The 11,925-nt window shown below is 67.0% G+C and carries 11 protein-coding genes; 8 read left to right on the top strand and 3 right to left on the bottom strand.

Annotated elements, in window-relative coordinates; all coding sequences use genetic code 11:
- Positions 1–34 precede the first annotated feature (34 nt).
- From hpnJ to M3I56_RS31535, 3 genes are all read right to left on the bottom strand, one after another.
- Positions 35–1,456: a hopanoid biosynthesis associated radical SAM protein HpnJ gene (gene hpnJ / locus M3I56_RS31545; RefSeq protein ID WP_254357267.1), complete on the bottom strand. Its 1,422-nt coding sequence runs from the start codon at positions 1,454–1,456 to the stop codon at positions 35–37.
- The gene (locus M3I56_RS31540) at positions 1,422–1,916 is read right to left on the bottom strand and encodes a hypothetical protein (protein ID WP_254357266.1); all 495 of its coding nucleotides are present in this window, start codon (positions 1,914–1,916) and stop codon (positions 1,422–1,424) included. The genes hpnJ and M3I56_RS31540 overlap by 35 nt, the downstream gene beginning before the upstream one ends.
- 420 nt (positions 1,917–2,336) lie before the next feature.
- Complete coding sequence (locus M3I56_RS31535; RefSeq protein WP_254357265.1) at positions 2,337–2,699, bottom strand: hypothetical protein; 363 nt, start codon at positions 2,697–2,699, stop codon at positions 2,337–2,339.
- 21 nt (positions 2,700–2,720) lie between these two features.
- Between M3I56_RS31535 and M3I56_RS31530 the strand changes: the two genes are divergently transcribed.
- The 8 genes from M3I56_RS31530 to M3I56_RS31495 all read left to right on the top strand — a co-directional run bounded on the left by M3I56_RS31530 (position 2,721) and on the right by M3I56_RS31495 (position 11,792).
- On the top strand, positions 2,721–3,653 hold the full coding sequence (locus tag M3I56_RS31530) for a hypothetical protein (protein WP_254357264.1): 933 nt from the start codon (positions 2,721–2,723) through the stop codon (positions 3,651–3,653).
- Positions 3,650–4,321 carry a gluconate 2-dehydrogenase subunit 3 family protein gene (locus M3I56_RS31525; protein WP_254357263.1) on the top strand — a complete coding sequence of 224 codons (672 nt, stop codon included), beginning with the start codon at positions 3,650–3,652 and terminating at the stop codon, positions 4,319–4,321. Before M3I56_RS31530 ends, M3I56_RS31525 begins: the two co-directional genes overlap by 4 nt.
- The gene (locus tag M3I56_RS31520) at positions 4,311–5,972 is read left to right on the top strand and encodes a GMC family oxidoreductase (RefSeq protein WP_254357262.1); all 1,662 of its coding nucleotides are present in this window, start codon (positions 4,311–4,313) and stop codon (positions 5,970–5,972) included. Before M3I56_RS31525 ends, M3I56_RS31520 begins: the two co-directional genes overlap by 11 nt.
- A gap of 58 nt (positions 5,973–6,030) precedes the next feature.
- Positions 6,031–6,183 (top strand): DUF6496 domain-containing protein, encoded by a 153-nt coding sequence (locus M3I56_RS31515; RefSeq protein ID WP_165979525.1) that lies wholly within the window; start codon positions 6,031–6,033, stop codon positions 6,181–6,183.
- Between the two features lie 198 nt (positions 6,184–6,381).
- Complete coding sequence (coxB, locus tag M3I56_RS31510) at positions 6,382–7,407, top strand: cytochrome c oxidase subunit II (RefSeq protein WP_375541824.1); 1,026 nt, start codon at positions 6,382–6,384, stop codon at positions 7,405–7,407.
- 1 nt (position 7,408) lies between these two features.
- On the top strand, positions 7,409–10,051 hold the full coding sequence (gene ctaD, locus M3I56_RS31505; protein WP_254357261.1) for a cytochrome c oxidase subunit I: 2,643 nt from the start codon (positions 7,409–7,411) through the stop codon (positions 10,049–10,051).
- Positions 10,048–10,497 (top strand): hypothetical protein, encoded by a 450-nt coding sequence (locus M3I56_RS31500; protein WP_254357260.1) that lies wholly within the window; start codon positions 10,048–10,050, stop codon positions 10,495–10,497. Before ctaD ends, M3I56_RS31500 begins: the two co-directional genes overlap by 4 nt.
- Positions 10,494–11,792: a cytochrome c gene (locus M3I56_RS31495; RefSeq protein WP_254357259.1), complete on the top strand. Its 1,299-nt coding sequence runs from the start codon at positions 10,494–10,496 to the stop codon at positions 11,790–11,792. The genes M3I56_RS31500 and M3I56_RS31495 overlap by 4 nt, the downstream gene beginning before the upstream one ends.
- Positions 11,793–11,925: the final 133 nt, after the last annotated feature.

Below are 11,925 nucleotides of genomic sequence, written 5' to 3'. Positions count from 1 at the left end.
AACCCCGGGCGTTGTCTTTGGAGTGGACGCTGCTTCAGACCTTGCGCGCCCGAAGATATTTGAAAAACTCTGCGCCCTCCTGCAGGCGCCGCTTCATCATCTCCCAGCTCACCAGCATCTCGCGGACGATTTCCCAGATCTTCGACGGCCGGAAATAAAAGCGTTTGTAGAACTCCTCGACGCCAAGGTAGATCTCTTCGCGCGACAGGTGCGGATAGCCGATCGTCGAGGCCTGGGTGCCGGCCGAATTGATGAGCGTGATGACCTTGGTATCGTTCAGCCAACCATTTTCGACCGCCTGCTTATGGAGCACCGTGCCGGGATAAGGCGCGGCGAGCGAGACCTGAATGGTATGGGGATTGATCTCTTTCGCGTACTGAATGGTCTTCTGGATCGTCTCGTGCGTCTCCCCCGGCAGGCCGAGGATGAAGGTCCCGTGAATCTTGATGCCGAGCTTGCGGCAATCCTCGCTGAACTGGCGCGCAAAGTCCGTGCGCACGCCCTTTTTGACGTTCACGAGAATCTGGTCGTCGCCGGATTCGAAGCCCACGAGCAACAGGCGCAAACCGTTGTCCTTCATCACCTTGAGCGTCGAGTACGGCACGTTCGCCTTGGCATTGCACGACCACGTCACGCCTAGCTTGCCAAGCCCGCGCGCGATCTCTTCGGCGCGCGGCCTGAGATCCGTGAACGTGTCGTCGTCGAACATGATCTCCTTGATTTCGGGCATGTTGTCCCGAATCCATTTCACCTCTTCCAGCACGTGCTCGACCGAGCGCGTGCGATAACGATGGCCCCCCACCGTATGCGGCCAGAGGCAGAACGTGCAGCGGGACTTGCAGCCGCGCCCCGTGTAGAGCGAGAGATACGGATGCTTGAGATAGCCGCTGAAATAATGCTCGGACGTGAGGTCGCGCTTGTAGATCGGCGAGACGAAGGGAAGCTGATCCATGTCTTCGAGTATCGGCCGGGCGTCGTTGTGCATGATGCCGCCGTCGGGCAGACGATAGCTCAGGCCGAGGATCGATTCGAACGGGCGCCCCTGGGAGATCTCGAGACAGGTGAAATCGAATTCTTCCCGGCACACGAAATCGAGCGCGTCGCTCGCGCTCAGCGAACCATGAGGATCGACCGCCACCTTCGCGCCGATCATGCCGATGAGGATCGTGCTCTTGTGCCGCTTCAGGTGCTCGCAGAACTGAATGTCGCTCTGGAACGAAGGCGAACTCGTGTGAATGATAACCAGCTCGTATTCCTGAGCAATATTCAGGGTCGCTTCGAGCGTCAGGTCGTCTGCGGGGGCATCCACCACGCGGCTGCCTTCGACCAGCGCGGCGGGCTGGACAAGCCACGTGGGATACCAGAACGAGCGGATTTCGCGCTTCGTTTGAAAGCGCGAGCCCGCGCCGCCATCGAAGCCTTCATAGGAAGGTGCCTGCAGAAACAGCGTTTTCATGAATGCCCTCGGAGAAAAATCGTGAATTTGTCTCGAAGCCTACAAAAACATGACACTTTTGCTGGATGGCGGCTTTGCCCGGGTCAAGAATACTACGACTTGCTGCCGCGGCACGTCGAATAAACGTCTGTACCAACTTATCGAAACCCCCACTTAACAAGGCCGCCGCCGAATGAACACCGCAGCACACCGCATTCGTCGGCATGAGCGATGCTTTCTGTACTATATTTTTCTGGCATCCGCAGCAGCAATCACAGCGCTCCAGATCGGGAGGCGATGTATGTCGCGATATCACGACAGGCCGGAAGGCGTGCCGGTTGGCAATGGCCACCGTATCAGCCCAGCGGACTTTCTGCTGATGGCAGGCTTTCTCGCCTACCGCGCCCCGCTCGCGTCGGTCGACGCCCGCGCGGCGGCCCGGCGTATTCTGGATGCGGTGCTCAGTGCGGCCGCTGCGCATGGCTTCGCGGATTCGGCAGCGCTCGAATCCTTGATGGCGAGCGCCGAAAAATCGGCAGACGTGCGCAGCCTCGCGGAACAAGCCAGCGCTGCCGTTGGCGACACGTTCGCTTACATGCAGGTGATTCGCGGTGCGGGCGTCGCGCTGGAAGCGGACCCTTATACGCTGGTCGCTTGAGACCGGTCGTTCCCGCGGCAGCGCGTATGCGCAGGACCGTCTGCCGCGAAGTGCTGAAGCGCCGCGCCACTTCGCTCACCGAGAGCCCGCTGCCCAGCGAACTCATCACGCGCGCGCGGTCGTGCGCCGAAAGCGAGGCGGGCCTGCCCGTGGGGCGCCCGCTGCGCTGCGCGGCCTTCAGGCCGTTGCGGCTGCGTTCGCTGCGCGCCGCCGCCTCCATGCGCACCACCGCGCGCCGCATCTTCACCGCTTGCGGCTCAGGGCACCCCGCGAGATCGACGCCGCCCAGTTCGACACAGCGCAGCCCATCTTCCCCTTGCGGCAGTTGAGCAGCGTGGCGAGCACGTCTCGCGCGTTGCAGCCCAGGGTGGAAAGCTGCAGAACCACGAGTTCGTCCTCGGGATCGATGCGTCCGAGCAGCCTCGTCAACGCGGGGCGCTCGGCGGCCGCCACATAGGGTGCCACCGTCTCCACCGCCACATGGTTGAGCGCGACCGTGTAGCCCGCCTTGTCGAGCTGGATCAGTTCCCGCTCGGGAACCTCGCTGTTGCCTGCACCGTTGATGTAGACGCCGCGGCATCTGCCTTGCTGTTTCGCCTGGAGCAAACGAACCGGGAGGACAGGCCGATGACACAATCCACGCGCGCCGCCGCGGCCATCGCGAGCGTCGCGGCGGGCGCGGCGCTCGCGATCTGGTCCACGCGCGACCTGCGCGAATCGGCGCACGCGCGTGCGGACGGCAAGCATGTGGCCGCGGCGCGCAGCTTCAATCATGGGTCGGCGCTGCTCGCGCTCTCCGTGCTGGCCGACAGCGCCATGGAGCACTATCGCGGCTCGTTCGAAAACCGTGCGATGTACCTGCCGCCCGCCGTGGCGCTCTGCGCGCTCGCCGCGGCGCTGCACGGCGGCGCGGACCGGCGCGCCGCCTCGCACCGGCTGCGTCATGCGATCCAGCTCAGCAGCGCCGCCACCGGCGTGACGGGCACCGCGTTCCATCTTTACAACGTGACGAAACGGCCCGGCGGGCTAAGCTGGCACAACGCCTTCTACGGCGCGCCGGCGGGTGCGCCCGTCGCGCTGGTACTCTCCGGCGTGCTGGGCGCGATCGCCGAGCAGTTGCGCGACGAGCCCGAGCACGACCCGCAGCTCTTCGGCATGCCCGCGGGCAAGGCGCTCGCGCTGGTGGCCGGCGCAGGGCTGCTCGGCACAGCGGCCGAAGCGGCGTTGCTGCATTTTCGCGGCGCATTCCAGCATCCGGCGATGTATGCACCCGTCACCATCGTGCCCGTGAGCAGCGCATTGCTCGCGCATGCGGCGTTGGCCCCGCCCTGCCATGCGGCCCGCGCGAGCGTGTTCGCGCGCTTCTGGCTAAGACTCACGACGGCGCTCGGCTTTGCGGGATTCGGCTTTCATGCAAACGGCGTGGCGCGCGCGCAGGGCGGCTGGCGCAACTGGTCGCAAAATCTGTTTGCGGGGCCGCCCTTGCCCGCGCCGCCTTCATTCAGCGCACTCGCACTCGCCGGGCTCGCCGCGTTGCGCATGCGGGAGACCGAACGATGATCCGAACGCCAAGCTATCCTGGCTACGACGTGCTCGCAAAACGCGACACGCCTTCGTGGGACGCCCCCACACGCGCGGTGATCGACGTGCGCGTGAACACGCCGAACCGGGCGCGCTATCTCGCTCCGTCCCACTGGCAAACGCTGGTGGCGCTGTGCGACACCATCGTGCCGCAGCCCGAAAACGCCAACGGCAAGGACGCGCCGCGCGTGCCGGTCGCCGCGCTCGTGGAAGGCAAGCTGCTCGACGACCGCCGCGACGGCTTTCGCGACGCCCGCCTGCCGCCGTTGCGCGCCGCCTGGGAGACGGGGCTCGCCGCCCTCGATGCGGAAAGCGTGAAGGCCTACGGCGAGCACTTTGCGCAGTTGCACGACGAACGGCGGCGCGCGCTCGTCGCCCGCATGCAGCGTGGCGAACTGCACAGCCGGGCCTGGCGCGACATGCCTTGCGACCTGTTCTTCAAGAAGCGCGTGCTGCACGACGTGAGCGCCGCGTACTGGTCGCACCCGCTGGCGTGGAATGCGATGGGCTTTGGCGGCCCGGCGAATCCGCGCGGCTACGTGCGCCTTTATACGAACCGGCGCGATCCGTGGGAAGCCGTCGAAGCCGCCGACGAGAGCGACGCGGCGCGCGAGGCCGCACGCAGGGAGAACGAGCGTGTGCGCTGATCTCGCCGACATCACCGACGCAAACGAAGCGCCGCGCGGCAAGCACGGCCGCGCGCCCGACGTGTTCCGTCGCGGCGGCTGGATGCCCATGCGCGAATACGCGCTCGACGAGGCGGTCGATTTCGCCATCGTCGGAACCGGCGCGGGGGGCGCGACGCTCGCCTGCCGGCTCGCCGAAGCGGGCTTTCGCGTGGTCGCGTTCGATGCGGGCGCATGGTGGCGGCCGCTGGAAGAATTCGCCTCCGACGAGACCCACCAGGCCAAGCTCTACTGGACCGACGAACGCATCTGCGACGGCGAGAATCCCTTGCAGCTGGGCAGCAACAACAGCGGCCGTGCGGTCGGCGGCAGCACCGTGCACTTCGCCATGGTCTCGCTGCGCTTTCGGCCCGAATGGTTTCAATCGCACACGAGGCTCGGCTATGGCGCGGACTGGCCGCTCGACTGGCGCGAGATGTGGCGTTACTACACCGAGGTCGAACAGGCGCTCGGCATCTCAGGGCCGGTGAACTACCCGTGGGGACCCAAACGCCCGCGCTACCCATATCGCGCGCATGAAATCAACGGCGCGGGCCTCGTGCTCGCGCGCGGCTGCGAGGCGCTCGGCATTCCCTGGGCGCCCACGCCGCTCGCGACGCTCTCCGCGCCGCGCGGCGACGCGCACCAGTGCGTCTATCGCGGCTTTTGCGTGACCGGTTGCTCGACCAACGCGAAGCAGAGCGCGCTCGTCACGTGGATTCCGCGCGCCGTGCGCGCGGGCGCGGAAATCCGCGATCTCGCGATGGTGGGCCGCATCGAAACCGACGCGTCGGGGCGCGCCGCCGGCGTGCATTTTCATCGCGACGGGCGCTGGCAATTCCAGCGCGCGCGCAACGTAGTCGTGGCGGGCTATGCCATCGAAACGCCGCGCCTGCTCCTGCTCTCCGCGAACGGACGCTTTCCCGAAGGCCTCGCGAACCGCTCGGGGCTCGTCGGCAAGAATCTCATGGTGCAGACGAACCAGGCCGCGTGGGGCGCATTCGACGACGAAATCCGCTGGTACAAGGGGCCGCCTTCACTGGCGCTCACCGAACACTGGAACTATCAGGACGACGGCAAGGACTTTCACGGCGGCTATTGCTACATGAGCCAGGGCCCGCTGCCGCTGGTCTGGGCCGCGACGCAAACGAGCCGCGGCCTGTGGGGCGACGCGCTCATGCGCGAGATGACGAAGTACAACCATCAGGCGGGCCTCAAGATGGTGGGCGAGACGCTGCCGCAGGAACGCAACCGCGTGACGCTCGCCGACGAGAAAGACGCGCTCGGCCTGCCCGTGGCGCGCGTCACCTGGTCGATGGGCGAGAACGACCGCCGGCTCGTGAACCATGCCCTCGACTTCATGAGCCGCGCGCTCGCCGCGGCGGGCGGGCGCGACATCTGGACCCAGGACGACGACACTTGCCACCTGAACGGCACGGCGCGCATGGGCAGCGACGCGCAAACGAGCGTTGTGAATGCGGACTGCCGCTCATGGGACATTCCGAATTTGTGGATCTGCGACGGCTCCGTGTTTCCGACCGTGGGCGGCGTGAATCCTTCGCTCACCATTCAAGCCGTTGCGTGCCGCACCGCCGACCGCATCCGGGCGCTCGCCGCGCGCGGCGAGCTTTGATGGCCACCGCGGGCACGCGTCGTGCGTTGAAGCAGAGGGATTTCAAAAGGAGGCCGCCATGCCACTCAGCAAGGGAAAAACTCGCGAAGCGATATCGAAGAACATCAAGACGGAAGTGAAGCAAGGCAAGTCGCAGAAGCAGGCCGTTGCCATCGCGCTCAACCAGGCGCGCAAGTCCGGCGCGAAGATTCCGAAGAAGAACCATAAGTGATCCGGCGCGCCGCTCACGCGGCGCGTCGTTCATTGCGCGTTTCGTTCTGCGCTTCGTTTCGCGTTGGGTTCGTTAGCCATCCTCGCCAACTTCGGCAGGCTCCGGGCAGGTCCGGCAACTCGTGCGGCTCCGCCTGAGGGGCGCCGGGCTGGCGCTCGTCGGGTGCCTGGCTCGTGCAGCGAAGCGGCGCGCACGGGCATGCCGGGTGCGCAAGCGAAAAACATTCTGGACGCCTGCGCTGCTGCGCCGCTCATGACCCCACTCGCTTACTTCCTGCACAGCGCGGGCCCCGCATCGGGTCCGGTGCAGGCGCTCGACTGGGGCCTCGCCGTCCTCTGCGTGGGGGTGTGCATCGTCATTGCGTTGTTGCTCTATCTGGCGATGCGGCGCAGGCGTCGCGGTCATGCAACGCACGACGAAGCGTTGTCACAAACGAACGTCGCCGACGAGCAAGGCGAACGCACGGCGAACCGTATCGTCGCCGTCGGCACGGCGATTTCCTCGGTGCTGCTGCTGGGCGCGCTCGTGGCGATGCTGCGCGTGCTGGCCGCGGTGGCCGACCCGCCGCGCGCGCCCTCGCTCACCGTGACCGTCACGGCTTACGACTGGTGGTGGAAAGTGACCTATCGAACGCCGGCGGGCGCGAGCTTCGTCACCGCCAACGAAATCCATATCCCTACGGGCGAGCCCGTACGCGTCGATCTGCAGAGCGCCGACGTCGTACACGCGTTCTGGGTGCCGGCGCTCGCGGGCAAGACCCAGGCCATACCGGGCCAGGTCAATCACCAGTGGATCGAAGCAGATCACCCCGGCGTATGGCGCGGGCAGTGCACGCAGTTCTGCGGGCCCCAGCATGCGCATATGGCCATGGAAGTGGTGGCGCAAACCCCCGCCGAATTCTCGCACTGGCTCGATGCCCAACAGCGGCCCGCCGCGGCCGCCCAAAGCGGCGCGGCGCAGCGCGGCGAGCAGCTTTTCGCCGCGCGCTGCGGTGGCTGCCATGCCGTGCGCGGCACGCAGTCGGGCGGCGCGCAGGCCCCCGACCTCACGCATCTCGCCTCGCGGCGCCTGCTCGCCGCGGGCACGCTCGCCAACACGTCCGTCAACCGGCTCGACTGGGTCGCGCATGCGCAGCAGCGCAAACCCGAATCGCTCATGCCCGACATTGCCCTCACCCCCGCCGAGGCGAGCGACCTCGGCGCGTGGCTCGACACACTTCAGTGACATGAACGATATCCCGGCCTCTCCTCCAGCATCCGAGCGTCCCGCCAGCGCGACGGTGCCGCGCCGCCCGCGCGCGGGGCGCCTCTCGCGCGTGCCGGAAACGGGCACGGCGCCGCTCGACGAAGCCACCTTGCGCCGCCTCGAGGAGATCTGGGAAACCCGCCCCGGGTGGCGCGGCTGGCTCTCCACGGTGGATCACAAGACCATCGGCCTCCGCTACCTCGTCACGGCGTTCGTGTTTCTCGTGCTGGGCGGCGTGGAAGCGCTCATCATGCGTGCGCAGCTCGCGCGCCCCAACGAAACGCTGCTCACGCCCCAGCAATACGACCAACTCTTCACGATGCACGGCGTGACGATGATCTTTCTCTACGCACTACCCGTGCTGAGCGGCTTTTCGAACTACCTCTGGCCGCTTGTGCTCGGCTCGCGCGACATGGCGTTCCCGCGCCTGAACGCCCTCTCGTACTGGCTCTTTCTCGGTGCGGGCATTCTGCTCTACGCGAGCTTTCCCGCAGGACAGGGCGCCAATGCCGGCTGGTTCAACTACGTGCCGCTTTCCACCGCCGCCTACGACCCCGGGCCGAACATCGACGTCTACGCGCTCGGCATGGTGCTGCTCGGCATTTCCGCCACGGTGGGCGCGGGGAACTTCGTCATCACGTTCCTGCGCATGCGCGCCAGCGGCATGTCGGTGGCGCGTCTGCCCATTCTCGTCTGGGGCACGCTCACGGCTTCGGCCGCCAATCTGCTCGCCGTGCCCTCCGTGAGCGTCGCGTTCTTCATGCTCTGGCTCGACCGCAACGCGGGCTCGCACTTCTTCGACACCACTGCCGACGGGCGCCCCCTGCTGTGGCAACACCTCTTCTGGATCTTCGCGCACCCGTGGGTCTACGTGGTCGTGCTGCCCGCCATGGGCATCGTATCCGACGCGCTGCCCACGTTCTGCCGCCGCCCCATTGTCGCCTACGCGGCCGTTGCGCTCTCAACGGTCGCGACCATGCTCGTGGGCTTCGAAGTGTGGCTCCATCACATGTTCGCCACAGGCCTGCCGCCACTCGCGCTGGCCTTCTTCGGCGCCGCCAGCATGGTGATTTCCGTGCCGAGCGCGATTGCCGTGTTCGCATGGATCGCCACGATCTGGACCGGCAGGCCCGTGTTCAGGATGCCCTTCTATTACTTCGCGGGATTCGTGCTGATGTTCACCGTGGGCGGCGTTTCGGGCGTGATGACCGCCGCCGTGCCGCTCGACTGGCAACTCACCGACACCTACTTCGTCGTGGCCCACCTCCACTACGTGCTGCTCGGTATCAACGTGTTTCCGGTGCTGGGCGGCCTCACGTACTGGTTCCCGAAGTTCACAGGAAGGCTCATGAACGAGCGCTTCGGTAAATGGACCTTCTGGGTCACGTTCGTCGGCTTCAATCTGGGCTTTTTCCCGATGCACATCTCGGGTCTGCTCGGCATGCCGCGCCGCATCTATACCTACCCGGAAGGCATGGGCTGGGACACGGCCAATCTGCTCACGAGCATCGGCGCGTTTGTGTTCGCCATCGGCATCGCCATGTTCATCGGCAATGCGCTCGTGAGCGCGCGGCGCGGCGCTCGCGCGAGCGCGAACCCGTGGAATGCGGCGGGCCTCGAGTGGGCGACCTCGTCGCCGCCGCCTCCCTACAACTTCGCGATCCTGCCGAGCGTGCGCTCGCGAGACCCGCTGTGGCAGCCCGACGCGAACGTGCCGCGCCCGGGCTACCTGCTCCATCGCGGGCGCGAGGCGCTGGGCGTCACGCCGCTCACGGGCGAACCCGACGTCATCCTCAAAATGCCCGAAGACAGCTACGCGCCCTTCGTGCTGGGCGTGGCCTCGACGCTCGCGTTCGTCGGGCTGCTGTTCCATTCGACTTCGTTCACCGCGCTCGCCGGGCTCGCGTGCGGACTCGCGCTGCTCTCGTGGTTGTGGCCGCGACGCTCGCTCGGTCAGCGCGAACCGTTTGCGCCGCAAGGCACGACGCCCGCCGGCAAAGTCGCCGAGACGACCGCGATCCGAAGCGAAGACGAAACCCTCGCGCTGCCCGTTGGCAGCGCCGGCGAACATGCGGGCGGCTGGTGGGGCGTGCTCACGCTCGTCGTGACGGAAACCGCGCTGTTCGGCTATCTGATCTTCTCGTACCTCTATCTCGCTTCGCAGAGCGCGCAGCCCTGGCCGCCCGAAGGCCTGCCCAAGCTCGGCATGAGCGGACTGAACACGGCGCTGCTGCTCACGAGCAGCGTGTTCGTGTGGCTCGCGGGGGCGTTCGTGCGGCGCACGCGTTCGTGGCCCGCGTTCTGGTCGATGATCGTCGGCATTGCGCTCGGCGTCGCGTTCGTCACGATCCAGTTCTTCGAGTGGCACGGCCGGCCCTATGGGCTTGCGACGAACCTGTATGGTTCGCTCTACTTCACGATTACGGGCTTTCACATGGCCCACGTGATGGCGGGCGTGCTGATGCTCGCCGCGCTCGCGTTCTGGATCGCGCGCGGCTATTTCGACGGCAGACGCGATGCGGCGCTCACCATTGGCGGCCTGTACTGGCACTTCGTCGATGTGGTGTGGCTCATCATCTTCTCCGTGCTCTATCTCTCGCCTTACTGGATGCGAGGACGATGATGCCACCCGCCGCTCCCGCGCCACCGGCCCCGCCAGCGCCCGTTCCCGCGCTCACGAGACCCACGCTCCGGCATCATATTGCCGTGTGGTACGGCATTTTTGGCGTGCCGGCCATCTGGGCGGGCCACGTGCTGTTCTGCCAGACGCTCGCGGCCACCGCCTGCGCGGGCGGCGTCCCGCAACGCAATGGCGAGCCCTGGCAGGTCGTGCACTGGACACTTGCACTCGTCTCCGCCGCCGCGTTCGCGCTGGCGCTCACCGGCGCGCTGCTGGCGCGGCGCACGTGGCGCGAAAGCGCCGCCGTCAACACGCCGCAGCGGGACACCTTCCGCTTTCTCGCGTGGAGCAGCACCGCCGTTGCCGTCGCATTCACGATCGCGCTCGTGTTCACGATATCGGTGCTGTTCGCGTTGCCGCTCGAACGGTTATGCGGGGCGCTGCGATGAATGCGCGCGCCCGTTCGAGCGCTTGGCTCGCCGCCCTCGTGCTGCTCGCCGGCTGCCACCGCGACGAGCCGTTTGCGACGACGAAACCGCCGCCCGATGCCGCCCAGATCGCGCTCGGCGAAAAGCTCGCAAAGGCGGGCGATTGCGCCTCGTGCCACGATTCCGCCAAACGTGAGCCCTTCGCCGGCGGTCTCGCCGTGAATTCGCCGTTCGGTCCGATCTACGCGAGCAACATCACGCCCGACCCCGTGCACGGCATCGGCGACTACACGCCCGCGCAGTTCGCCGCGGCCTTGCAGCGCGGCGAGGCACGTGGCGGCAAGCGGCTCTATCCGGCGATGCCTTATCCGTCGTTTGCGGCGCTCCACGCAAGCGACGTGAATGCGCTCTACCAGTATTTCATGTATGGCGTGAAGCCGGTGCCGAACACCGTGCCGCAAACGCATCTGCCGTTTCCGTTCAACCAGCGCTGGGTGATGCTGTTCTGGCGTCTCGCGTTCGCACAACATGGCCGCTTCGAGCCCGACCCCGCGCACTCCGCGCAGTGGAATCGCGGTGCGTGGCTCGTGCAGGGTCTCGGCCACTGCGGGGCGTGCCACACGCCGCGCGGGCCCGCCTACAACGAAATGGGCTATACGCAAAGCAGCCCGCTCTACCTCACGGGCGGCGTGACCGACCACTGGTACGCGCCGAATCTCACGGGCGACCCCGGCAGCGGTCTTGGCCGCTGGAGCGCCGACGACATCGCCGCGTTCCTGCGCGACGGCCACAACGACCGCGCCTATGCGTTCGGCGCCATGGCGCCCGTGGTGGGCGCAAGCACGCAATACCTGGGCGACGACGATCTGCACGCCATCGCCACCTATCTGAAGTCGCTGCCCGCACGCGAGGCGAGCGGCCAGTACGCCGATTCCGCCGCCGCGCGCGCCTCGACCATGGCGGCGCTGCACGACGGCACGCCAGAGCGGCCTGGCGCGGGCCTCTATCTTTCGTACTGCGCGAAATGCCACGGCGCCGACGGCGCCGGCAAACCCGACAAGGCGCCGCCGCTTGCGGGCAGTGCACTCGCGCTCTCGTCCGACGCGACCAGCGTGCTGCGCCTCATCGTCGAAGGCAGCCAGAGTCCGCAAACCAGCAACGGCGGCACGCCGCGCAAGATGCCCGCGTTCCGCACGCAGTTCACGGACAGCGAAGTCGCCCAGGTGGCGAGCTTCGTGCGCGGCGCGTGGGGCAACAACGCCCCGCCCATCGCGCCCGCCGAAGTCACGCGGCTGCGCGACGCGATCCACCGTTGACTTACACACACTAGCGCGAGGCGCAGCGCAAGGGCATACGGCTTGCGCGCATTTTTGCGTCACTATGCCCTGAACCCGCAATGAACCCCGCAGCCCTCATGAACCCGATGCCGCTCGTCGTTACCTGGCCCGA

It is taken from the genome of Paraburkholderia sp. CNPSo 3281 (assembly GCF_024206515.1).
GTDB lineage: Bacteria > Pseudomonadota > Gammaproteobacteria > Burkholderiales > Burkholderiaceae > Paraburkholderia > Paraburkholderia nodosa.
This window is presented reverse-complemented; position numbering and strand designations above follow the sequence as displayed.

Excerpts from the sequence above, each read along its gene's own strand:
- hpnJ (WP_254357267.1), bottom strand. The coding sequence starts at position 1,456 with ATGAAAACGCTGTTTCTGCAGGCACCTTCCTATGAAGGCTTCGATGGC.
- M3I56_RS31540 (WP_254357266.1), bottom strand. The coding sequence starts at position 1,916 with ATGCGCAGCGGCCGCACTGAGCACCGCATCCAGAATACGCCGGGCCGC.
- coxB (WP_375541824.1), top strand. The coding sequence starts at position 6,382 with ATGCCGGGTGCGCAAGCGAAAAACATTCTGGACGCCTGCGCTGCTGCG.
- M3I56_RS31525 (WP_254357263.1), top strand. The coding sequence starts at position 3,650 with ATGATCCGAACGCCAAGCTATCCTGGCTACGACGTGCTCGCAAAACGC.
- M3I56_RS31530 (WP_254357264.1), top strand. The coding sequence starts at position 2,721 with ATGACACAATCCACGCGCGCCGCCGCGGCCATCGCGAGCGTCGCGGCG.
- ctaD (WP_254357261.1), top strand. The coding sequence starts at position 7,409 with ATGAACGATATCCCGGCCTCTCCTCCAGCATCCGAGCGTCCCGCCAGC.
- M3I56_RS31500 (WP_254357260.1), top strand. The coding sequence starts at position 10,048 with ATGATGCCACCCGCCGCTCCCGCGCCACCGGCCCCGCCAGCGCCCGTT.
- M3I56_RS31495 (WP_254357259.1), top strand. The coding sequence starts at position 10,494 with ATGAATGCGCGCGCCCGTTCGAGCGCTTGGCTCGCCGCCCTCGTGCTG.
- M3I56_RS31515 (WP_165979525.1), top strand. The coding sequence starts at position 6,031 with ATGCCACTCAGCAAGGGAAAAACTCGCGAAGCGATATCGAAGAACATC.